This is a genomic window from Bradyrhizobium diazoefficiens (assembly GCF_016616235.1).
Taxonomy (GTDB): domain Bacteria; phylum Pseudomonadota; class Alphaproteobacteria; order Rhizobiales; family Xanthobacteraceae; genus Bradyrhizobium; species Bradyrhizobium diazoefficiens_H.
Genome location: NZ_CP067100.1, coordinates 7532827 through 7554534, shown reverse-complemented (window position 1 = coordinate 7554534; position 21708 = coordinate 7532827). Strand labels below are relative to the sequence as shown.

The 21708-nt window shown below is 64.5% G+C and carries 18 protein-coding genes; 9 read left to right on the top strand and 9 right to left on the bottom strand.

Annotated features, from left to right (window positions below; genetic code table 11):
* Nucleotides 1-52 precede the first annotated feature (52 nt).
* Complete coding sequence (locus JJB99_RS35465) at nucleotides 53-1033, bottom strand: amino acid--[acyl-carrier-protein] ligase (RefSeq protein ID WP_200496721.1); 981 nt, start codon at nucleotides 1031-1033, stop codon at nucleotides 53-55.
* A gap of 39 nt (nucleotides 1034-1072) precedes the next feature.
* Entirely contained in the window at nucleotides 1073-2290 is a 1218-nt protein-coding gene (locus tag JJB99_RS35460; RefSeq protein WP_200496720.1) for an acyl-CoA dehydrogenase family protein, read from the bottom strand.
* 352 nt (nucleotides 2291-2642) lie between these two features.
* Here JJB99_RS35460 and JJB99_RS35455 point away from each other — a divergent pair, with 352 nt between their 5' ends.
* The 3 genes from JJB99_RS35455 (at nucleotide 2643) to mtnA (ending at nucleotide 5095) form a co-directional block, all read left to right on the top strand.
* Nucleotides 2643-2915: a phosphopantetheine-binding protein gene (locus tag JJB99_RS35455; protein ID WP_200496719.1), complete on the top strand. Its 273-nt coding sequence runs from the start codon at nucleotides 2643-2645 to the stop codon at nucleotides 2913-2915.
* A gap of 179 nt (nucleotides 2916-3094) precedes the next feature.
* Nucleotides 3095-3970, top strand: coding sequence for an S-methyl-5'-thioadenosine phosphorylase (locus JJB99_RS35450; protein ID WP_200496718.1), 876 nt, complete (start codon nucleotides 3095-3097; stop codon nucleotides 3968-3970).
* Between the two features lie 18 nt (nucleotides 3971-3988).
* Nucleotides 3989-5095, top strand: coding sequence for an S-methyl-5-thioribose-1-phosphate isomerase (gene mtnA, locus JJB99_RS35445; RefSeq protein WP_200496717.1), 1107 nt, complete (start codon nucleotides 3989-3991; stop codon nucleotides 5093-5095).
* A gap of 117 nt (nucleotides 5096-5212) precedes the next feature.
* On the opposite strand, the gene JJB99_RS35440 is transcribed toward mtnA, so the two are convergent.
* On the bottom strand, nucleotides 5213-5848 hold the full coding sequence (locus JJB99_RS35440; RefSeq protein ID WP_200496716.1) for an HAD-IA family hydrolase: 636 nt from the start codon (nucleotides 5846-5848) through the stop codon (nucleotides 5213-5215).
* A 106-nt stretch (nucleotides 5849-5954) separates the two neighbouring features.
* On the opposite strand from JJB99_RS35440, the gene JJB99_RS35435 reads away from it, so the two are divergent.
* Both JJB99_RS35435 and JJB99_RS35430 read left to right on the top strand, forming a co-directional pair.
* The gene (locus JJB99_RS35435) at nucleotides 5955-6710 is read left to right on the top strand and encodes a S1 family peptidase (protein ID WP_200496715.1); all 756 of its coding nucleotides are present in this window, start codon (nucleotides 5955-5957) and stop codon (nucleotides 6708-6710) included.
* 121 nt (nucleotides 6711-6831) lie between these two features.
* Nucleotides 6832-8334, top strand: coding sequence for a flavin-containing monooxygenase (locus tag JJB99_RS35430; protein ID WP_200496714.1), 1503 nt, complete (start codon nucleotides 6832-6834; stop codon nucleotides 8332-8334).
* Nucleotides 8335-8374: 40 nt separating this feature from the next.
* Here the strand turns inward: JJB99_RS35430 and JJB99_RS35425 are convergent, their stop codons facing one another.
* From JJB99_RS35425 to JJB99_RS35410, 4 genes are all read right to left on the bottom strand, one after another.
* The gene (locus JJB99_RS35425; protein ID WP_200496713.1) at nucleotides 8375-9196 is read right to left on the bottom strand and encodes an MlaD family protein; all 822 of its coding nucleotides are present in this window, start codon (nucleotides 9194-9196) and stop codon (nucleotides 8375-8377) included.
* 43 nt (nucleotides 9197-9239) lie between these two features.
* A complete protein-coding gene (locus tag JJB99_RS35420) occupies nucleotides 9240-11459 on the bottom strand; it encodes an acetate--CoA ligase family protein (protein WP_200496712.1) in 2220 nt (739 codons plus the stop codon).
* A 118-nt stretch (nucleotides 11460-11577) separates the two neighbouring features.
* Nucleotides 11578-12147, bottom strand: coding sequence for a class GN sortase (locus JJB99_RS35415; RefSeq protein WP_200496711.1), 570 nt, complete (start codon nucleotides 12145-12147; stop codon nucleotides 11578-11580).
* 103 nt (nucleotides 12148-12250) lie between these two features.
* Nucleotides 12251-14515 carry a marine proteobacterial sortase target protein gene (locus tag JJB99_RS35410; protein WP_200496710.1) on the bottom strand — a complete coding sequence of 755 codons (2265 nt, stop codon included), beginning with the start codon at nucleotides 14513-14515 and terminating at the stop codon, nucleotides 12251-12253.
* 185 nt (nucleotides 14516-14700) lie between these two features.
* On the opposite strand from JJB99_RS35410, the gene JJB99_RS35405 reads away from it, so the two are divergent.
* Entirely contained in the window at nucleotides 14701-15471 is a 771-nt protein-coding gene (locus JJB99_RS35405; RefSeq protein ID WP_200496709.1) for a helix-turn-helix domain-containing protein, read from the top strand.
* Between the two features lie 117 nt (nucleotides 15472-15588).
* Here JJB99_RS35405 and JJB99_RS35400 read toward each other — a convergent pair whose 3' ends face one another.
* Entirely contained in the window at nucleotides 15589-16812 is a 1224-nt protein-coding gene (locus tag JJB99_RS35400; protein WP_200496708.1) for an ABC transporter substrate-binding protein, read from the bottom strand.
* Nucleotides 16813-16888: 76 nt separating this feature from the next.
* Entirely contained in the window at nucleotides 16889-18439 is a 1551-nt protein-coding gene (locus tag JJB99_RS35395; protein WP_200496707.1) for an acyl-CoA synthetase, read from the bottom strand.
* 267 nt (nucleotides 18440-18706) lie between these two features.
* Here JJB99_RS35395 and JJB99_RS35390 point away from each other — a divergent pair, with 267 nt between their 5' ends.
* From JJB99_RS35390 to JJB99_RS35380, 3 genes are all read left to right on the top strand, one after another.
* Nucleotides 18707-19843 (top strand): acyl-CoA dehydrogenase family protein, encoded by a 1137-nt coding sequence (locus tag JJB99_RS35390; protein ID WP_200496706.1) that lies wholly within the window; start codon nucleotides 18707-18709, stop codon nucleotides 19841-19843.
* A gap of 109 nt (nucleotides 19844-19952) precedes the next feature.
* Complete coding sequence (locus JJB99_RS35385) at nucleotides 19953-20609, top strand: glutathione S-transferase family protein (RefSeq protein WP_200496705.1); 657 nt, start codon at nucleotides 19953-19955, stop codon at nucleotides 20607-20609.
* Between the two features lie 174 nt (nucleotides 20610-20783).
* Nucleotides 20784-21584, top strand: coding sequence for an AraC family transcriptional regulator (locus tag JJB99_RS35380; protein WP_200496704.1), 801 nt, complete (start codon nucleotides 20784-20786; stop codon nucleotides 21582-21584).
* Nucleotides 21585-21708 lie beyond the last annotated feature (124 nt).

Here is a 21708-nt window from a genome sequence, read left to right as displayed (position 1 = left end):
GTTTCAGCATGATCTTTTCGGAAAACCGCTTCGCACTTTTCCGGATCATGCTCTAGCGCCAGCCTTCGCCGTGAGCGTCAGCCGCAACGTGCGGCTGGAGGCCCATGATGTCCCGCACCTTGGCGGGCCAGGCGGAAAGGTCGGTGCCGTGGGTGTGGAACATGGCGACGGCCAGGCGGTCCATGCCAAAGGCGACGCAGCCGGTATGTGCAGGCTCGCCATTGGCGTCCTGGATGCCCCAGGTCGTGCCGAAATGCTCGCGGTGATAGTTGAAGCTCATGCAGGCGGTCGGCTGCTCTTCCGAGCGCAGCGGGATCAGCAGCTCGAACTTGAGCTGTTGCTGCTTCTGGCTCACCGCCTTCATCTGGCCGACGCGGCCGAAGAAGGGATCGCTCGCATAGTCGACGCGGAAGGTGAGGCCGAGATCGCGGGCGATCGCCTGCGCACGCACCATCCAGCGCTCGCGGAAATCGGCGACATCGTCGGGCGTGCCGATGCAGACATATTCGCGCATCCGGAACGATTGCAGCCGGTCGAGATGCTTTGACGGCTCGCGGCGGAAGCAGTCGGCGGCGACGTCGAAGCGCAGGCCGCCCTTCGGCAACTGGCCGCGGCTCGCCGCGATCGGATAGGCCGGATAGCAGGCGGCGGGCGACAGCACGAGGTCGGCTGGCGAGAGCGAGCTGGTCCAGTCGCCGCCGGCGTCGAAGCGGCTCACCGCGGCATTGATCTCTCGTTCGGTGCCGTGCAGGCCGCAGACGCAGCCGAGCAGGTTCGGAAAGCTCTTGAGATAACCGGATTTCTCCAGCTGGGCGCGGCTCATCACCGGCGGAAAGCGCATCACCTCGGTGCCGGCTTCGCGATGGCTGGTGATCAGCGCTGCGAGCTTCTCGACGACGTCCTCATAGAGCGCGGTGCGGGCGTAGACGCCGTCCGCGCCCATGCGGTGGAACAGCTTGTCGGCGAGATGATCGAGCGGGTCGGCGATCTCAGGCGCGGTCTCGGGTGAGTTGGGGAGGACGGCAATGTTCATGGGATGGTGTCCTGCTATCTCGAAATTGTTCTTGTTGTTTCAGTCATGAAGGCTCGTCGGCACGCCACTCATCAGCGTCGAGGTCGCGGCGTTGGCCAGAATACGGTCGTTATTGATCATGATCGGCGACGACAGCACGTCGCGCAGATGGCGGCCCATGGTGAACTCGCCGTCATTGCGATAGCCGGAGAGGCCAGCGGTGCGCATTGCGTGCATCACGGTCTCGACCGCAAGCTCGGAGGCCTGCACCTTGAGCAGCGTGATCGAGGACTGGAAGTCGAGCGAGCCGAGTGCGCGCTCGTCATGCTCGACGCGGGCAAAGGCATCGATATTCGCGGCGATCAGCGCCCGCAGCTTCGCCAGCGACATTTTTGCGGCCGTGAAGTGCGCTGCGGCCGGCGGCATCTGGCCGCCCGAGGAGCGGGCCGCCTTGCGGATGAAGGCCTGCGCACGCATGACGGCGGCAGCCGCGATGCCGGCCCAGGCCGAGGACCAGCACAGATGCGCGAACGGCGTCATGGTCTGGGCGTGAATCTTGTCATAGGATTCCGGGAAGATGCGGTCGGCGGGGCAGTCGACCTTCAACTCGAAACCGGTCGAACAGGTCCCGCGCATGCCGAGCGTCTCCCAGCCCAGCGTCCGCTTCAGCGAATAGTCGTCCTTGGCGAGCGCCAGCAGCACCTGATCGGAAGCGACGGCATCGGTGGCGCGGCGGGCGATGGTGACGAGGCCGTCGGCCTCGGCGCCGTAGGAGATCACGGTGGCATCGCGCACCAGTGAGACGGTCTCGCCGGTGTGGTCGACCGCAGCCGCGCTGGCGCGGATATTGCCGCCGTTCTGGCCTTCGGTGGTGGAGGAGGCAAGCAGCCACTGGTCGCGCGCGACCCGGCGCATCATGGTTTCCATCCAGGGAATGCCGTGGCCGTGCCTGACGACGCAGGCGACCTTCGTCGTGTGCATCGCGTACACCATCGCGGTCGAGGCGCAGGCGCGGCCGAGCGTGTAGCAGATGTCGGTGACCTCGTGGATCGAGGCGCCAAAGCCGCCGTATTCGGCCGGGATCATGACGCCGAGCAGCTTTTGCTCGCGCGCGACGTCGAAAGCCTTGTGGGGGAAACGGGCGTCGCGATCGACCCCGTCCGCGTCGGCCGCCGCAGCACTCGCGGTCCGGGCGGCGCGCTCGATGAGGGAGGGGCCCTGTTCGAGGAAGCTCGTCTGCGTCTCGTCGACAGTGAGGACTGCTTCACGCACGTTCATGCTCGTCCGCCTCCAGTTTGTCGTTCGGGATCGCCGGCATCATTCGCGATGCCGCGTAAAGCGATCCCCCGACCATCTTTGCTTGTGAGACGAGGCTACGGATTTAATTCAAATTCGTCGATGAAATAGAGGGTAAACAAAGCCCAATTCCGAACGAACAGTTAAGGGCCGGTTGTTTGCATCACCGGGATTTCGGTGATCGCGTTAGGGTTCTGGAAGACCAAGAAATTCCAGACAATCTGAGTCATCGTTTACTAAGAAACGCGAAGTAATGGTGACGCCCATTGCAGGATAGGCGGGCCGTGCCCATCGTAGCAACCGGCCGACCTTTATAGACAGATGGAATCCACCGATGCAGGCCTTCGATACCGATTTGCGCAATCGCATCATCAAGCTGGTGAAGGGCATCCTCGCGCAGAACTCGCTCAGCGCGGACATCACGCCGCAGGCGAAGCTCGTCGACGCCGGCCTCACCTCGATGGACATGGTCAATCTGATGCTCGGCGTCGAAGCCGAATTCGACTTCACGATTCCGCAGTCCGAGATCACGCCGGAGAATTTCCAGTCGGTCGAGACGCTGGAGCGGATGATCGCGACCCAGCTGCGGTTGGCGACCGCGGCGTAGGTCAGGCGCGCCACTCCTTCCCCGGTGTTGTCCCTGCGAACGCAGGGACGACACTGAGTGTGAGGCCACTTTCGCGTCCCTCACACCATCGCCATCTATCCCACCACCCCCGTTCCAAAACCGCCGCAAAACTGGCATAGCTTAACCATGTCGCACGTGGCGAACAGGGTGGAGCAGGCATGGCGCAGGCGGTATTGGGCATCATCGGCGGCTCCGGCATCTATGACCTGCCGGGTCTCGAGGGCGCGCGCGAAGAGGTAATCGGGAGCCCTTGGGGCGAGCCGTCGGCTCCCTTAAGGCGCGGCTCCATCGCAGGTCTGCCGATCGTGTTCCTGCCGCGGCACGACAAGGGCCATCGTCTCTCGCCGTCCGACATCAACTATCGCGCCAATATCGACGTCCTGAAGCGCGCCGGCGTCACGGACCTGATCTCGCTGTCGGCCTGCGGTTCCTTCAAGGAAGAACTGCCGCCCGGCACCTTCGTTCTCGTCGACCAGTTCGTCGACCGCACCTACAAGCGCGAGAGCTCGTTCTTCGGCCGGGGCTGCGTCGCGCATGTGTCGATGGCGCATCCGGTCTCGCCACGGCTGCGCATCCATCTTGCGACGGCGGCCGAAGCCGAAGGCATCGCGATCGCGCGCGGCGGCACCTATGTCTGCATGGAGGGGCCGCAATTCTCCACCTATGCGGAGAGCATGACCTACAAGACGCTCGGTTACTCCGTGATCGGCATGACCAACATGCCCGAAGCCAAACTCGCCCGCGAGGCGGAGATCTGCTACGCGACCGTCGCGATGGTGACCGATTTCGACTGTTGGCATGCCGACCACGATGCCGTCACGGTGCAGGACATCATCCACGTGCTGACCTCGAACGCCGACAAGGCCAAGGCGCTGGTGGCGCGGCTGGCCAAGGATTTTCCGCGCGAGCACGAGCCGTGCCCGATCGGCTCGGACCGCGCCCTCGACACCGCGCTGATCACCGCGCCCGAGGCGCGCGATCCCGAGCTTTTGAAGAAGCTCGATGCGGTGGCCGGGCGTATCCTGCTCGGTTGAAGGGAAAGGCAGAACGCCATGAAGGTCGACGGCAAGCATTTTCGCAGCATCTGGCGCGAGCGTGACGGATGGTCGGTCGGTGCGATCGACCAGCGCCGGCTGCCCCATGAGTTCGTCGTTGCGAAGCTGACCTCGTGCAAGGACGCGGCCGTCGCCATCCACGACATGCTGGTGCGCGGCGCACCGCTGATCGGGGCCACCGCGGCCTATGGCATGGCGCTGGCGATGCGCGAGGACGCATCCGACGCTGGCCTGAAGCGCGCTTATGACACGCTGGTCGTGGCGCGGCCGACGGCGATCAATCTGAAATGGGCACTGGACGAGATGCGCGCGACGCTCGCCCCGATCGATCCGGTCGAGCGGGCGGAAGCCGCCTACGCGCGCGCCGACGAGATCGTCGAGCAGGATGTCGAGATCAATCGCGGCATCGCCGCCAACGGCCTGAAGCTGATCGAGGCGATTGCTGCGAAGAAGCCGGGCGAGGTCGTCAACGTGCTGACCCATTGCAATGCCGGCTGGCTCGCGACCGTCGACTGGGGTACCGCGACCGCACCGATCTATCTTGCGCATGAGCGCGGCATCAAGGTCCATGTCTGGGTCGACGAGACCCGGCCGCGCAATCAGGGTGCTTCGCTCACGGCGTGGGAACTCGGCCATCATGGCGTGCCGCACACCGTGATTCCGGACAACACCGGCGGGCATCTGATGCAGCACGGCATGGTCGACCTCGCCGTTGTCGGCACCGACCGCGTCGCTGCCAATGGCGATGTCTGCAACAAGATCGGAACCTACCTCAAGGCGCTTGCTGCGCACGACAACGGTGTGCCGTTCTATGTCGCGCTGCCGTCGCCGACGATCGATTTCGCGGTCGATGACGGTATCAGGGACATTCCGATCGAGCAGCGCAGCGGCACTGAAGTCACCGACATGACCGGACGCACCGCGGATGGACGGCTGGAGACGGTGCGTATCGTACCCGAGGGATCGCCGGTCGCGAACTACGCGTTCGACGTCACGCCGGCGCGCCTCGTCACCGGCCTCATCACGGAGCGCGGCGTGCTGAAGCCGGATCGCGCCTCGCTCGCCGAAGCGTTCCCGGAGCGGATCGCTGCCGCGGCGGAATAGGCTTGGTCGGCTCTCGTAGAGCAAAGGCGCGTAAGCGCCGTGCCCACCATCTGCTTGTGGTGGGCACGCTTTCGCTTTGCCCACCCTACGGCTTCGCGCCTCGCAACGATGACTTGCCTACCCGAGCTTCAATCCTGTCGCCGCCTCGAGCTCGGCGATCGCCTGCGCACCGCTCGTGACCTTGATCGTGGTCATGCCCATCTCGCGCGCGGGCTTCAGGTTGACACCGAGATCGTCGAGATAGACGCAGTTCCTCGGATCGACCTTCAACGTCTCGACCATCAGCCGGTAGATGCGCGGGTCCGGCTTGCGCAGGCCGATCTTGGCGGATTCGATCACGTGGTCGAACAGCACCATCACCTCGGCGATGTAGAGCGAGCGCCCGGTCATGCTGCCGATGGCGTTGGCCGGCAGATTGTTGGTGATGCAGCCGGTCTTGAACTGCGCCTTGATGCGCTTCAGCGCCTCGACCATTTCCGGCCGTAGATCGCCTTGAAGCAGCGGCAGCACGTCGCGGCCGCGCACTTCAGCGCCAAGAGCAAGCGACTCGGCGGCGAACAGCTTGTCGAACGTGTCGATATCGACCTCAGCACGCTCGAACTTGGCCCAGGCGTTTTCCAGATGATTGGCAGCGTTGGTGCGGCGGATGATATCGACGGGCAACCCACGCTCGGTCTCGTACCGCGCGAATGCCTCGAACGGCGAGCTGGTCAAAACCCCGCCAAAATCAAAGATCACAGCCTCGATCGCCACCGTCCTGCCCTCGTCAATTCCTTTCCAAGAGCGCTAGCATGCGATATCGGCAAGGACCAGTCCGAAGCAATCCGCCGGCCTCATTGCCGCCGCCACAGCGTGTTCCATGAAGAAGCTTGCAACCCTCGTCACAACCGCTCTGCTCGCTACGCCCGCCTACGCCATCGTCGGCGGCGGCACGCCGCAGGTCGACGGCGTTGCACGCGCGGTTGTCACCATCGTCGGCTCGCGCGGCAATTTCTGCACCGGCAGCCTGATCGCGCCGAAGCTGGTGCTGACGGTCGCCCACTGCGTGCAGCCTGGCGCGGACTACAAGATCGTCGATCGCGTCACCGGCGGTCAGCCGCAACTGCTGAACGTGCGCACCGCCGCGATCCATCCGAACTTCAACATGCAGGCGATGCAGGCCCACCGCGCCACCGCCGACGTGGCGCTGCTGCAACTCGATATTCCACTTAAGGGAAAATCGACCGTCGCGGTCGGCGCGCCGACTATTCCGATCCAGGTCGGCGGCCGCTTCGTCATCGCCGGCATCGGCGTCACCGTGCGCGGTGATGGCAAGAGCGGCGGCACCACGCGGGTTGCCGGCCTCGTCGCCACGGGGCAGCCGGGCACGCTCCAGATCCGGCTGGTCGATCCCGTAACCAACGGTGTTCGCGACGGAATCGGCGCCTGCACCGGTGATTCCGGCGGCCCCGTGTTCGAGGACAGACAGAATGGTCCTGTGCTCGTCGGCCTCATCAGCTGGTCCACAGGACCGAACGGCGCCGCCGGCTGCGGCGGCCTGACCGGCGTCACGCCGCTCACGCTCTATCGCGACTGGATCTTGCAGACTGCACGGAGCTGGGGTGCGGCACTGTGATTTGATCGCGACTTGATCTATGCCATCTTGCAGAGAAAGCGCGACGGGCGAGCATGTCCGTCGCGGAGGAAACGCGCCGCCAATCAAAGGCGGCCTGAAAAGACAAGGCATAGAAGCAACAATGAATGTCGCTGTTCGCAGTCACGCCACGGCCAAACAGGCTTCTGAACATTTCGACGTGCTGATCGTCGGCGCCGGCATTTCCGGCATCGGCAGCGCCTATCACATCGAAAAGCAGCTGCCGGACACGAGCTACGTCATCCTGGAGACGCAGGCGACGTTCGGCGGCACCTGGTCCACGCATCGCTATCCCGGCATCCGTTCCGACAGCGACCTCCACACCTTCGGTTACAGTTTCAAACCCTGGGTCGGGCCGCCGATCGCAACCGCCGAGGAAATCCTCGCCTACATGAACGAGGTGATCGAGGAGAACGATATCGCTCGGCATATCCGCTACAAGCACCGGATCAATTCGGCGGGCTGGTCGAGCGAACAGAACCTCTGGACCATCGAGGCGGTGACGACCGATACCGGCGAGCCCAGAACCTTCACCGCGAACTTCCTCTGGATGTGCCAGGGCTATTACCGCCATTCGGAAGGCTATACGCCGGACTGGAAGGGCATGGAGCGCTTCAAGGGCCGCATCGTCCATCCGCAGACCTGGCCCGACGATATCGAGCTTGCGGGCAAGAAGGTCGTGGTGATCGGCTCGGGCGCCACCGCGGCAACGCTGGTGCCGAACATCGCCGACACATGCGCGCATGTCACGATGCTGCAGCGCTCGCCGACCTACTTCCGGCTCGGCCGTAACGCGATCGAGATCGCGGAGGAATTGCGCCGGCTCCAGGTCGACGAGGCCTGGATCCACGAGATCGTCCGCCGCAAGATCCTGTTCGAGCAGGATGCGTTCACGAAGCTCTGTATCTCCAAGCCCGAGCAGGTGAAGAAGGATCTGATCGGCCAGATCAGCGCGGTGCTCGGGCCGGACTACGACGTCGAGACGCATTTCACGCCGAGCTATCGGCCGTGGCGCCAGCGCATCGCTTTCGTGCCGGATGCCGATCTGTTCAAGGGGATCGCCAGCGGCGAGGCCTCCGTCGTCACCGACGAGATCGAATGCTTTGTCGAGAACGGCATCCAGCTCAAGTCGGGCAAGCTGCTGGAGGCCGACGTCATCATCACTGCGACCGGCTTCAATCTTTCAGCGCTCGGCGACATCGCCTTCGAGATCGACGGCAAGCCGCTCGCCTTCGGTGACACCGTCACCTATCGCGGCATGATGTTCACCGGCGTGCCGAACATGGTCTGGGTATTCGGCTATTTCCGCGCCAGCTGGACCTTGCGCGTCGATCTCGTCGCCGATTTCGTCTGCCGGCTGCTCGGCCACATGAAGGCAAAGGGCAAGAAGAAGGTCGAGGTCAGCTTGCGTCCCGAAGACCACAACATGCCGATTCTACCCTGGATCGATCCGGAGAACTTCAACCCCGGCTACATCATGCGCAACATGAACCTGCTGCCCAAGCGCGGCGACAAGCCGGAATGGCAGCACAGCCAGGATTACTGGACCGAGAAGGACGAGATTCCGAAGACGGATCTGGACGACAAGGCGTTTGTTTACGGGTGAGGGTCCGCCATCGTAAGGCGTTCCCCCGCCGGGTGAGCAGTCACCGCTTCTGCTGCTCGGGCCGGCGTGGCGGCCGCGGCGCCACGGGGGTGCCGGCCATCTTGTTGGCGGTCTCGCTGACGTCGAGCAGCGAGCGGCGGATGTCCTCGATGTAAGCCGCCGACTTCTTCCGCATGGTGTCGGCCAGTTCGCGCAGCCCCTGCACCTTCTCGAACAGCTCGTCGGCCTTGCCGTCGACGAAGCCGGGCACCGCGCCCTCGATCTTCGTGACCGCCTTGTCGAACCCCGCAAACGCGCTGTCGACCTTGGCCATGACGGCATCGATCTCGCCGCCCTTGCTCCTGAGATCGGCGGTGGTGGTCTCGAACGTGTGCAGGCCTTCCTTGATCGCGGGAGCGTTGCTCACGATGCTGCGATCGACGCTGTGCAGCGTGTCGACGATGGACTCGGCATCGCTGAGATCGGCGGTCAGCACGGGGATGCCGTCCGAGTCCAGCGGCACCGGCGGCGCGGAGGGCGCGCCTCCGATCAGCGAGATCGCGGCGACGCCGGTGAGGCCCTGGAATTCGATGCCCGCGACGGTGTCCTTACGGATCGGCGCGGTGTTGTCGAGCATCACCAGCGCCACGATCCTGCGCGGACTGTCCAGCTTGATCGACAGGACCTGGCCCGCGGGCACGCCGTCGAAATTGACCGGGCCGCCGCGGCGCAGGCCGCTGGCGGAGCCCCCCTCGAACACCACCCGCAACTGGCTGCGGCTCTGGATGGTGCGCCACTTCTGCACGCCGAGCAGCCCGCCGAACGCCACGGCGATCACCGCCAGCGTCGCGGTTCCGATCACCAGATTGCTCGCGCGTGCCATGAGGCTAAGTCTACGGCCAAAGCGGGCAAGTTGGAAGAAGGCCTCAATGTCCCGCCGCGCGTTTTGCCGCCGCATTGTTCAGCACGATCAGGGCATCGACCGCCACACCCGTCTTCGCGTTGATCAGGAAGGGATTGACATCGATCGAGGCGATCCGGTCGCCGGCATCCGCGATCAAATTGGACAGGCCGACCAGCGCCTTCACCGCGGAGGCCTCGTGCAAGGCCGGCTTGCCGCGATAGCCGCGCATCTTGACGCCGGCCTTGGTGCGGCCGATCAGGAGCCGCGCCTCGGTCTCGTCCAGCGGCGCGCCGGCAAGCGCGACGTCCTTCATCAGCTCGATGTCGATGCCGCCGGTGCCGAACAGCACCACAGGTCCCATCTCGGCGTCGAGCGAGGCGCCGACGACGAGCTCGAGGTCGGCCTTGACCTGCTGCGCGATCAAAATGCCGTCGAGCTTCGGCTTGCCTTTCAGCTTATTCACCCGCGCGGTGATATCGGCGAACGCTTTCTTGACCTCCGCCGCGCTGTTGAGGTTCAGCACCACGCCGCCGATGTCGGATTTGTGCAGGATCTCGGCGCTGACGACCTTCGCCACGACCGGGAAGCCGATCTGTTTGGCGATCTTCACGGCCTCCGCCGCGGTCTGCGCGATGGCTTCCTTCGAGATCGGGATGCCATAGGCCTTCAGCAGCTTCTTCGAGGCCACCTCGTCGAGCGCGGCGCCGTTCGCCGCTTTCAGCGCCTTCTCCAGCACGGCGCGCGCGGCCGGCTTCGAGCTGGAGACGAGGTCGGGGACCTCTTTCCGCAACCTGGCATAGCCGAGCAGCGATTTGATCGCGGTCACCGCGCGGTCCATGCCCTGCATGACAGTGAGATGCGGCAGCGACTTGCGCAAGCCCTTGGTGAACTCGGTGAAGCCGATCGACATCGCGCTGACATAAATCACCGGCTTTGAAGCCTTGCTCGCCATCTCGTTGACGATGCGCAAATTGCGCTCGCGCAATTCGTGCGGCGCCTTTGGCAGCTCGGCATCGATGATGACGATGTCGATATCGGGATCGTCGATCATCAGCTTGATCGACTTCATGTAGACGGAGGGATCGACCACGGCGGCAAAGCCGGCGTCGAGCGGGTTGCCGACGATCGAGCCCGGCCCGAGCATCTTTGCCAGCTCCGCACTGACATGCGGGCTGAGCGGCGCGAAATTCAGGCCTTCGGCGTAGAAGGCGTCGATCAGCATGCCGCGCTTGCCGCCGGATAGCGTGACCGCGGCGAGCCGGTCGCCCTTGGGCACGGCCGAATGGACGAAGCATTCGGTGGTCTCGATCAGCTCATCGAGCCCGCCGACCCGGATCACGCCCTCGCGCGTCGCAATGGCGTCGAAGGTCTCGATCGAGCCCGCGAGCGCTCCGGTATGCGCCATCGCCGCCGCGCGGCCGCCCTCGGACGCCCCGAGCTTGAGCGCGATCACCGGCTTGCTCGCGGCGCGCGCCGCCTTGCAGGCATCGCGAAACGCCTTGGTGTTGCGCACGCCTTCGAGATAGACCACGATCACCCTGATACTCGGATCCTCGGCGAAATAACGCATCAAATCCGGCGTCTCGAGCCCGGCTTCGTTGCCTGTGGTCACCATGTAGCCGACCCCGACGCCGCGATCTTCCAGCGCCTGGCGGATTGCCATGACGATGGCGCCGGATTGTCCGGCGATCGCGACCGCGCCATGTTCCATGGTGACGATGCGGTCGTCGATATTGGTGAAGAGCTTTTCGCCAGCGCTCAAATTGCCGAGGCAGTTTGGGCCGGTGACGGCGAGCCCGGTCTCGCGTATCGCGGCCTGAAGTTCGGCGGCGAGCTTCTGGCTCTCCTCGTCCTGCAATTCGCTGAAGCCGGAAGTGACGATGGTGGCCGAACGCGCGCCGGCCGCCGCGGCGTCGCGGATCACCTGCACGGCAAAGCGCGCCGGCACCAGCACCAGCACGTGATCAGGCTTTTCGGGGAGGCTCGCAAAGTCCTTGTGGCAGGGCACGCCCCAGATGGTCTCGCGCTTGGCGTTGACTGGATAGAGCCCGCCCTCGTAGCCGTATTTGACCAGATTGTTCCAGATGCGCTCGGCATAATTGCCGGGTTTGTCGGTCGCGCCCACCAGCACGATGTTGCGCGGGTGCAGCATGGCGTGGATGCCTTTGACGACATCGCTCGCATCAGGCGGCGGAGCCCATGGCCGGGGAGATGCGGACTCAGCAGATACGCGAGCTTCCATGGCGTGACCTCACCTGTTGTTATTTTTGGTAGCGCGTCACCCCCTTCTATGGCGAGTTCTCTGGAGTGGCAACCATGCGCGTGGAATGCCGCGTGATGGAATGAGCGGCGCATCGCCGCTATCCATCGGCTCCAATCAACACACCATGCAGGACGTAGCGTTGGGGGCCGGACCTAACTGCGTCGAACGGCCAGCACGTGGTGAGCACGAGTTCGAAATCCTGCGCTGTGGCACCGATCCCCGATTCATCGAAGCGGACGACGGCCGAAGCGTCCGCGCGATAGCGGAACCGCCTGCCGTCGCGACGGGTGATCTCGATGACATCTCCGATGGCGACGTTTCGCAGAAAACGGAAATGAGTGTCGCGATGTCCGGCATAGACGGCAATGCCGCGCTCGCCGGCATCGACCGTCTGTTGGATATGGCCGGGTCCGAACGCGAGCGCCTGGCCACTCACACTGTCCAGCACGATCGCACTGGCGCCGATTCGTTTCACCTCGATCCGCGCGACCGGCCACGTGTCGGCCCACGACCACGGCTTGACCATCTCGCCGGTCGCAACGCTGCGGTCGAACGCGCGCTCCAGCAGCACCTGCGCGAGCCAGGCCTTGGCATGGATGTAGGCGCCGTTGCCGAACAGGACGGCGCCGACGATCGCGAGAACCAGGGGCCACATGAGGCGGGGCATTGGTATCTCTGTTCGACATTCCCGAGAAAAAAGGCGCGCGCGGCCGTTGGTGACGGGACGGGCGACCGCGCGCGCTAACAGAGGAGTTCGGGGGGCTCCTCTCTCAAGCAGCGTCGGTGAGCAAGGGCCGACGCCGGTTGAACACGAACAGGATCAGGGCGAGCATGATCAGGATCAGTCCTGCGATCATCTTCAGCTCGGCCGATGTCGCCGTCTTGGGCAGGCGGATCACATCGGGCGCGGCGGGGGTCGGTCGCCTTGTCGAAGGCTGGTTGCGCGCATCCGCATGGCGCTCGCGCAGCTGCGCCGGCGTCAGATGCGGCCGCTCGCCGAAGACTTTCTCGAAATCCCAACCCGCCGGCAGGTTGATCGGCAGCTCGCTGAGCTTGAGCGGCGCGCCCTCGGGGCGGCTCGGCGTCTTGTCGACCGCGATGAGGCTGGTGAGCCGCGTGACGATCTGATGGTCGAGCGCCAGCGCGAGGATCGCCTTGTCGGAATCTTCGGGCGTCATCTCGCGCAGGGTGCGCGCAACTTCGGCATCGCCGATCTTGCGCCTGGCCCAGAGTTTTGACAGGCCCTTGCCTTCGGCTGCGTTTTGCAGCGGCAGCGTCACCGACCAGGGCCGGTCGCCGACGCGGCCCTTGATCTCGATCGAGCCTGCGAGCTTCTCGAGCCTTGCCGCGAGCACCAGCGGTTCGTCGCGATAGACGTCGGGAATGATCGCCGGCGTCACGTCGGCCTTGGCTTCGGAGAATCTGGCGCTGAGGCCGGTGACGGCCGGGTTCTCCAGCTTGGCGAACAGGCTGCGCATGCGCTCTTCGACCTGCTCGACGGAACCGATATGGGTGAAGGCGCCGCGGCCGAGCTCGGAAGCGCGCGTCATCAGATAGGTGTTGGGCGCGGAGCCGATGCCGACCATGAACACGCGCGAGCGGCCACGCATCGCCGTGATGGTTTCGAACAATTGCTGCTCGTTGCCGATCGCGCCGTCGGTCAGGAATACGACCTGGCGGACCATGCTGCTGTCACTGATCCTGTCGGTCAGTGCGGCGCGCATCGCCGGCACCATCTCGGTGCCGCCGCGCGCCTGCAAGGCGTCGACGAACGAGGTCGCCTCCGCGACATGCGCGGCGTCCGCCGGCACGGAGGTCGGAAACAGCACGTCCATGGTGTCGTCGAAGCGGATGACGTTCAAGCGGTCGCTCGGCTGGAGGCGGCCGAGCGCATAGAGCAGGCTGGCCTTGGCCTGCAGCATGGAGGTGCCGCCCATCGACCCGGAATTGTCGATCACGAACACCACTTCGCGCGGCAAGGGTTTCTGCGTCGCCTGCCCGGCGCTCGGCGGCGTGACGAAGGCGAGCAGATAGTCGGCGTCGCCGATATGCTCGCGGAACAGGCCGACCGACGGCGCCTTCTCCGCGGCCGGCTTCCAGGTCAGCTCGAAATCACGGTCGGCGGGGACGGTGCCATCAGCGAGCGTGACGATTCGCGTCGTGTTGTCCGGGCTCTCGATCTTGACGTTGTGGTGGTGGCTCCTGACCTCGCCGACCGCAAAGCCGGCCTTCAGGCGCACCGTGATGCTGGTGGGGTTGACCGGCGCATTCTTGGCCGGATCGAGCACCTGCGGTGAGATGCGGTCACGATCCGCCACGGGGTCCGGCGCCGTCGCGCCCCAGCCTGAGCCGTCCCGGCGGAAGTCGACGCTCTGCACGATCGAGGCCGGATTGTAGCGTGGCGCGACCACCAGCGGCAGGCGCAGCGAATATTCGTCGCCGGATTGGTGCACGGGCTCCTGATATTCGATCTGCACCAGCACGGTTTCGCCGGGACCGATATTGGCCACCGAATTGGTGAAGATGTTCGGCCGCTCCTGCTCGGTGAGCGCGGCCTTCCGGCCGGCGCGGCGCGCCTCTTCGTAGATCACGCGTGCTTGCTGCCGCTCCTTGATGTCGCCGGCGATGATGCGGTCGCCGACCACCATTTTCAGCGTATCGACGGCGCCACCGGCCGCGAGCGGATAGACATAAGCCGCCTCGACCCAGTCTCTGGTCGGATTGCGGAAGATCTGGGTGACGCGGGCGCGCAGCGTCGGGCCTGACACCGTGATGTCGAGGTCGATGCCGAGGCGGATCGCTTCGGTGATGGCGCCATCCTGCTTCAGGAGCAGGGTACCGGACCTGGCATCGGCCGGCTGGAGCAGGCTGGCTTGCTCGGTTGCCGCCGACCATCCGGGCTCGAAGCTCACAAGCAGGGCGACGAAGGCGACCAGCATCACCGCAATGCCCTGCACGAGAAGAAACAATCCGAGCCTGATCAGCCGGCCCAGCATGGGGTGTTCGTCGCTGTCGGCGGTGTCATAAGTGTCCATTTGGCCTGCTCCCGAAGCGTGTTCGCTGGCCCAAAGCATCTGCCGGGAGGGCTTGCCGTCGCGAGCAGAATGATCGGTAATGTTCCGCCGCGGCCGGCCGGCCACGCTGCCGCCGCGGCGACGATGTGCGGTTTTGTGCTGGTCTGTCCGCCCTGCTAGAATGGCGACCCTGGAGCAGGGGCACGATGCAGACGCAGGATAAACTCAACGACAGGCAGCTTTCGGACGAACAGAGCCGCGAGATCGCTGAGACCATTCGCGAGGAACTGGCGAGACGCCGGATCTCCCGGCAGACGCTGGCCGAGCAGGCCAAGCTTAGCCTGTCGACCCTGGAGAAGGTGCTCGGCGGCCGCCGGCCGTTCACGCTGGCGACGACCGTGCGGCTGGAGCAGGCGTTGGGCGTCTCCTTGCGCAAAAACGCCGTCGTGGTGGCGCCTCCGGCCGCGAGCGATGTCGCGCCCGACAGTCTCGGCTCCTATGCGCATCGCGCAGTGACCTGGCTCGAGGACGTCTACATCACGCTGCGTCCGTCGTTCGGCGACAAGGACGCGATCTTTGCCTATCGCACCGAGATCGTCTGGGAGCCGAAGATCTCGTCGCTGGTCTTTCGCGAGGGTGAGCGGACCGATGCCGCCTATGAGCATACCGGCGAGGTTGCGGTGCCGCATCAGTCCGGCTTCATCTATCTCGTCATCATCAAGCACGGCCAGCATCGGGTGATCACGGTGTCGCGGCCGACGGTGAACGGCGAGATGTACGGCATCATCTCGACGCTTCGCGCCGGCCCCGGCTCGCAACTGACCCCGATCGCGGCGCCGATCGCTTACGTGCCGCTGCGGAACATCAACAAGCCGTCGCTGGGGCGGGTCGGGCCCGGCGATGCCAACCACGCATTGTATGCAAAGCATCTGCGGCGCACGGTCGAAGAATCCTTCGCACTGTTCTTGTCAGTATAGTCCGCGCGCAGGAATCCGACGTGCCACCGCATCCGGGGAACGCGTCGCTGCATTCTAAAAAGGAATAGCGGCTGTGCGGCCGCTATTCGACAACTTCAAACGGAAGGTTCGACCGAGCTAGCCTCCGGTTTCGGCGCTGATGATGTCGCCGAACAGCTCCCACTGGCCCTTCTTGAACCGCCACATTTTGAGCTGCTCGATCGGGGCGAAGTCGGTCGGCGAGGTGTTGATCTTGATCCCCGGGATCAGCGTGTCGGGGACGAAGTCCTTGAGACTCGCGGCCTGCTTCATCACGTTCTCGCGGGTCAGATTGTCGCCTGCCTGCTTCAGCACCTGCACCATCGTCTGGGCCGCCGCGTAGGCGTACACCAGATTGGCGTCGGAGATGTTCGCGCCGGGCATGTACTTGTCGATGAAGGCCATGAACTTCTTCATGCCCTCGTCGTCCTTCCACTGCGGATCCGACGCGTCCTTGAGATAGCCGGCCGACAGCACGCCTTCGGAGGCCTCAAGGCCGGCCGGCTTCATCACCGCGCCGATCGACACCGAGACGTCGGTCATCAGGTGCATCGGCTTCCACTCCAGCTCCGCGATCTTCTTGATGGCCTGTGCTGCGAATTTCGGCGTCGCGATGTTGACGAAGACATCGGCGCCGGTGCCCTTGAGCTTGACGATATGGGCATCGATCGACGGCTCCGACGTCTCGTAGCTCTCTTCGGCCACGATCAGCTTCGAGGCTTTGTCGCCGAACACGTCCTTGATGCCGGCAAGGTAATCCTTGCCGAAATCGTCGTTGGCATAAAAGATTGCGACCTTGGCGTCCGGCTTCTCCTTCAGAATGTATTTTGCGAAGATCTGTGCCTCGACCCGGTAGCTGGGCTGGAAGCCCATGGTCCAGGGAAAATTCTTCGGATCGTTCCACTTGCTGGCGCCGGTGGCGAGGAACAGCTGCGGCACTTTCTTGGCGTTGTGGTATTTCTGCACGGCGCTCTGGGTCGGCGTGCCCAGCGCGTTGAAGACCAGGAACACCTCGTCGCTCTCGATCAGCTTGCGGATCTGCTCCACCGTCTTCGGCGGCGAATAGCCGTCGTCATAGGAGATCCAGTTGATCTTGCGGCCGTTGATGCCGCCCTGGTCGTTGATCATCTTGAAATAGGCTTCCTCGGTCTTGCCGATGACGCCGTAGGCGGACGCGGGGCCGGAATAGGCCTCGACATTGCCGATCTTGATCTCGGTGTCGGTGACGCCGGTGTCGTATTTCTTCTGCGCGTAAGCGCCTTGAGCCGAAAGCAATGTCAGAGCCGTTGCCGCGGCGAGCAGGGGGAGTTTCTTGTTCTTCATGGAAATTCCTTTGACTTTCTTTTGAGGTGGGGCAGGCACTTTCAAAACAAAAAAGCGCCCGCGACGGGCGCTTCGATCAGGCGTTGGCGACTTTCTTGTCGATTTCGGAAGGGACCGAAAATTCCTTGCGCAGGGTCGGCTTGTGGATCTTGCCGGTAGCATTGCGCGGCAACGCATCGACGAAGCGGACCTGACGCGGACATTTGAAGCGTGCCAGATTAGCGGCGCAATGCCCGAAGACCTCGGCTTCCGTGAGCCGTTGCCCCTGCTTGACCGCGACGATGGCGAGGCCCACCTCGCCCCATTGCGGGTCGGGAATGCCGATCACGGCAGCTTCCGCGATCGCAGTGAGCTGATGCAGGACGTTCTCGACCTCGGCCGGATAGACGTTCTCGCCGCCGGAGATGTACATGTCCTTCCAGCGGTCGACGATGTAGTAAAAGCCTTCCTCATCGACGCGCGTCGCATCGCCGGTGTGCAGCCAGCCATCGGTGAAGGACGTCTTGTTCGCCTCCGGCCTTTTCCAGTAGCCGGGCGTGATGTTCGGTCCCTTGACCCAGAGCTCGCCGAGTTCGCCAATAGCGGCATCGCTGCCGTCGGGGCGCACGATGCGGACCTCGGTGTGCAGCACCGGCTTGCCGGCGGAGCCTGCCTTGCGCGCCGCATCCTCGCGATCGAGCACCAGCACGGCCGGCGACGTCTCGGTCATGCCGTAGCCCTGCTGCAGCGCGGCGCCCCGCGCCTCCCACACTTTGAGCAGCGGCACCGGCATCGGCGCACCGCCGACACCGCAAACGATCAACCGGGTCAGGTCGGTGGTCGCAAAGGCCGGATGCTGCGCCATGAACTGGTAGATCGCGGGCACGCCGAAGAACACGTTGACGCCCTGCGCCGGATCGTTGATCAGGCCGAGAGCCGTGCCGGGATCGAAAGCGCGCATGATCATCACGGTGCCGCCGGCATGCAGCACCGGATTGGTGTAGCAATTGAGCCCGCCGGTGTGGAACAGGGGCAACACGGTCAGCAGCACCGAGCCCGGCCCGATGCAGGCGGGGCCGCCGAGATTGACGCAATTCCAGAAGGTCATGCCATGGGTGATGGTCGCGCCCTTCGGATGCCCCGTGGTGCCCGACGTGTACATGATGGTCGAGACGTCATCGAGCGTGACCTCTTCAGCGTGGTCGAGCGGCTGCGCGGACGCGATGCCGGCCTCATAGCTGCCGCCGGGGCCGAGCAGCAGGCTGCTCGCGATGTTGCAAAGCTTTGCGACAGCGAGCGCCGTCTCGGCGAGATCGGTGTCGTGGATCATCACCTTCGGCGCGCAATCGCCGGTGATGAACTGGAGCTCGGGAACGGTGAGGCGGGTGTTCAGCGGCACGAAGATCGCACCCAGCCGTCCGCAGGCGAACTGCACCTCCAGCGTATCGGTCGTGTTCAGCGCCAGCACCGCAACGCGGTCGCCGCGCGAGACTTTGAGCGTGTGACGCAGGAATGAAGCGAGCCGCGCGACGCGGGCGTCGAGCTGCGCATAGGTGAAGCGGCGCTCGCTCGCGAGGTCGATGACCGCAGCCTTGTGCGGCGCGCGGCGGCCATGGTGGGCGATCCAGTCGTAATAACGAACGGCCAAAAATCCTCCCTCGGCGGTCTTGCGCCGCCTCGCGTCCCGTTGCCGTGCACCATGCCCGGCATGGCCCTGAGGCCAGCCGGAGTTTGTGTAGTATGTCTTTTTTGATCCGGAGTTGGCCTGCGAGGGGTGAAAATCGTCTTGCGTTGAGTTGCTAGGTCTTGGCCGGCCGTGGAGCGGTTCCTCCGGTCAGCCACTCTGCGCAAGTGAACGTCAAACCTTCCGTCCATGGTGGACGCGACGAAATTCGCCAGCGAGGGGCCAGTTGCGATGAAGAGCCCGTTCTATACCGCCGAGCACGACGCCTTCCGCGACGTCATGCGCCGCTTCGTCGACAAGGAGATCGTGCCGTTCGCCCATGAATGGGATGAGGCCGGCGAATTTCCCCGCGCGCTCTATAGCAAGGGCGCCGGCATCGGCCTGTTGGGCCTCGGATTCCCCGAGGAATATGGCGGGATCGCCGCCGACCAGTTCATGAAGATCGTTGCCAGCCAGGAGCTGGCGCGCGCCGGGGCCGGCGGCGTCAGCGCCAGTCTGATGAGCCACACCATTGGGTCGCCGCCGATCGCGCGCGCGGCGCGCCCCGAGGTCAAGGCGAGGGTGCTGCCGCAAGTACTCGCTGGCGAGAAGATTTCCGCACTCGCGATCACCGAGCCGGGCGGCGGCTCCGACGTCGCGAACTTGAGCACCCGGGCGCGGCGCGACGGCGATCACTACGTCGTGAGCGGCGAGAAGACCTTCATCACCTCGGGCGTCCGCGCCGATTATCTGACTATTGCGGTGCGGACCGGCGGCGAGGGCGCCGGCGGCGTCAGCCTGCTCCTGATCGAGGGCGATACGCCCGGCCTGTCGCGCACCAAGCTGAAGAAGATGGGCTGGTGGGCCTCCGACACCGCGACCTTGCATTTCGACGAATGCCGCGTGCCGGCCGAGAACCTGATTGGCGAGGAGGGCCAGGGCTTCAAGATCATCATGCAGAACTTCAACAGTGAGCGCATGGGCATGGCGGCGAGCTGCACGGCCTTCGCCCGCGTCTGCCTCGACGAAGCCGTCGCCTACGCCAGGGAGCGCAGGACTTTTGGCAAGCCGCTTGCGCAGCACCAGGTGATCCGCCACAAGATCGTCGATATGGCGCAGAAGGTCGCAGCGTCTCAGGCGATGCTGGAGATGCTGGCCTGGCGGCTGGAGCAGGGCGAAAGCCCGGTCGCTGAGATCTGCATGATGAAGAACCAGGCGACGCAGACCATGGCTTTCTGCGCCTCGGAAGCCGTGCAGATCTTCGGCGGCGCCGGCTTCATGCGCGGCATCAAGGTCGAGCGCATCTATCGCGAGGTCAAGGTCAACGCCATCGGCGGCGGCACCGAGGAGATCATGAAGGATCTGGCGTCGAGGCAGATGGGGTTGTAACCCTCGCCGTCATTCCGGGGCGACGCGAAGCGTCGAACCCGGAATCTCGATATTGTAGGACTCATCCCGGCCGCACACTTTCCGGATCATGCTCTAGGGGGAATGCCTGATGATCACGCTCTATCATTGCGACGCCGCGCGCTCGTTCCGCCCGCTCTGGATGCTGGAGGAGATGGGGCTGCCGTATGAGCTGAAGATGCTGCCGTTCCCGCCACGGGTGTTCGCCAAGGAGTATCTCGCGCTCAATCCGCTCGGCACCATTCCCTTCATCGTCGATGGCGAAACGAAGATGACGGAGTCATCCGGCATTTGCCATTATCTCGGCATCAAATACGGCCCGACGCCGCTGATGGTCGGCCCCGAGGATCCCGCCTATGGGGCATTCCTGAACTGGATGTATTTTTCCGACGCCACGTTAACCTTCCCGCAGACGCTGGTGCTCCGATACACCCAGCTCGAGCCGGAAGAACGCCGCAATCCGCAGGTCGCCACCGACTACGCAAAATGGTTCTTGGGGAGGCTGCGCGCGGTCGAGGCAGCGACGGCCAATGCCGAAACCTTGTGCGCGGACCGCTTCACCGCCGCCGACATTGTCATCGGTTACGCGCTCCGCCTCGCCAGCAATATCGGCCTCGCCAGGGATTTTGGGCCAAATGTCGCAGCCTATTGGGCGCGCTTGCAGCAGCGCGACGGTTTCAAGCGCGCGGTTGCCGCGGAGCAGAAGGCCGGCGCCGAGCAGAACGTTGCTCCGCGCATAAGGGCGTAAGGGCGGCTGTCATCTGTCGCCCCCATCTCCAGGTTCCGGTTCGCTCCGACCGACCGCCCTGGAACGACGGCGCATTGCTCCATGACAGCGCTATCGCGCCGTGACAGCGCCCAAATTTCCGCTAAGGTGACCTTCGTCCGCAGCGGCCAAAGAGCCGTGCGAGGAGGATGCCCAATGGAAGATAGCGGTCGCGAATCCGACCATCTGATGCTGATCACGCCGGAGCGGGTATTTTACGCCGGCCTGCTTGGCCGCCCCCGCAAGCGGACCCCGGGCTGCTGCCATGTCTATGTGGCGGTGAAGGGCAATCTGCACCTGACCATCGACGACGTCCTCGCAACAGGCGAATTGTTCGTCACGCTGCCGAACCAGCGGCATTCGATCGCCAGCGATTACCGCACAGCCATCAGCGTGACGCTGGAGCCGGAGAGCATGCCCGATGGCGTGATCGAGGCTCTGGCCCGGCGGCTGATGGGACCGGACCGCGCGGCCTATGCCCGCAAGATTCTCGCCGCCTATGCGCTGCTGCGCCAGCGCCGCTATGGCGACATCACCACCGCCGAATTCGACGAGATGTGCTTTGGCGAGGCGCTGCCGCGCCGCGTGCTCGACCCGCGTGTGATGCGCGCCGTCGCTCGCATCGGGCGCTTCTCCGGCGAGCCGGTGACCGCCGACATCTGCGCGGCCGAAGCGGGCCTCTCCGCCTCGCGCTTCCTGCATCTGTTCAAGGAAGAGACCGGCATCTCATTCCGCTCCTTCCGCGCCTGGAAGCGCGCGCGGCATCTGCTGCATTTCGCCAACCAGGACCTCAACCTCGCCCATCTCGCGCAGGATATCGGCTATCCCGACTCGACCCATTTCAGCCATTCGATCCGCCGCTTCTACGGATTGAAGCCGCGCGCGATCTTCGTCGGCTCGCGCGATCTTGCGATCTATCGCAGCACCGAGACGGTGAGGATGGCCGAGGCGGGTTAGGCTCGCTCTCGTATGGTAGGCAAAGGCGCTCTTGCGCCGGTGCCCACCACCTCTCGGCAACTGGCAAAGATGTGGGCACGCTGCGCTTTGCCGGCCCTACGAGAGCTCGTCTCGAGCTAGCTTC

Coding starts and splice junctions, on each gene's coding strand:
- JJB99_RS35425 (WP_200496713.1), bottom strand. CDS start 9,196: ATGGCACGCGCGAGCAATCTGGTGATCGGAACCGCGACGCTGGCGGTG.
- JJB99_RS35390 (WP_200496706.1), top strand. CDS start 18,707: ATGAAGAGCCCGTTCTATACCGCCGAGCACGACGCCTTCCGCGACGTC.
- JJB99_RS35415 (WP_200496711.1), bottom strand. CDS start 12,147: ATGCCCCGCCTCATGTGGCCCCTGGTTCTCGCGATCGTCGGCGCCGTC.
- JJB99_RS35405 (WP_200496709.1), top strand. CDS start 14,701: ATGCAGACGCAGGATAAACTCAACGACAGGCAGCTTTCGGACGAACAG.
- JJB99_RS35435 (WP_200496715.1), top strand. CDS start 5,955: ATGAAGAAGCTTGCAACCCTCGTCACAACCGCTCTGCTCGCTACGCCC.
- JJB99_RS35410 (WP_200496710.1), bottom strand. CDS start 14,515: ATGGACACTTATGACACCGCCGACAGCGACGAACACCCCATGCTGGGC.
- JJB99_RS35430 (WP_200496714.1), top strand. CDS start 6,832: ATGAATGTCGCTGTTCGCAGTCACGCCACGGCCAAACAGGCTTCTGAA.
- JJB99_RS35460 (WP_200496720.1), bottom strand. CDS start 2,290: ATGAACGTGCGTGAAGCAGTCCTCACTGTCGACGAGACGCAGACGAGC.
- mtnA (WP_200496717.1), top strand. CDS start 3,989: ATGAAGGTCGACGGCAAGCATTTTCGCAGCATCTGGCGCGAGCGTGAC.
- JJB99_RS35450 (WP_200496718.1), top strand. CDS start 3,095: ATGGCGCAGGCGGTATTGGGCATCATCGGCGGCTCCGGCATCTATGAC.
- JJB99_RS35400 (WP_200496708.1), bottom strand. CDS start 16,812: ATGAAGAACAAGAAACTCCCCCTGCTCGCCGCGGCAACGGCTCTGACA.
- JJB99_RS35380 (WP_200496704.1), top strand. CDS start 20,784: ATGGAAGATAGCGGTCGCGAATCCGACCATCTGATGCTGATCACGCCG.
- JJB99_RS35385 (WP_200496705.1), top strand. CDS start 19,953: ATGATCACGCTCTATCATTGCGACGCCGCGCGCTCGTTCCGCCCGCTC.
- JJB99_RS35465 (WP_200496721.1), bottom strand. CDS start 1,033: ATGAACATTGCCGTCCTCCCCAACTCACCCGAGACCGCGCCTGAGATC.
- JJB99_RS35455 (WP_200496719.1), top strand. CDS start 2,643: ATGCAGGCCTTCGATACCGATTTGCGCAATCGCATCATCAAGCTGGTG.
- JJB99_RS35420 (WP_200496712.1), bottom strand. CDS start 11,459: ATGGAAGCTCGCGTATCTGCTGAGTCCGCATCTCCCCGGCCATGGGCT.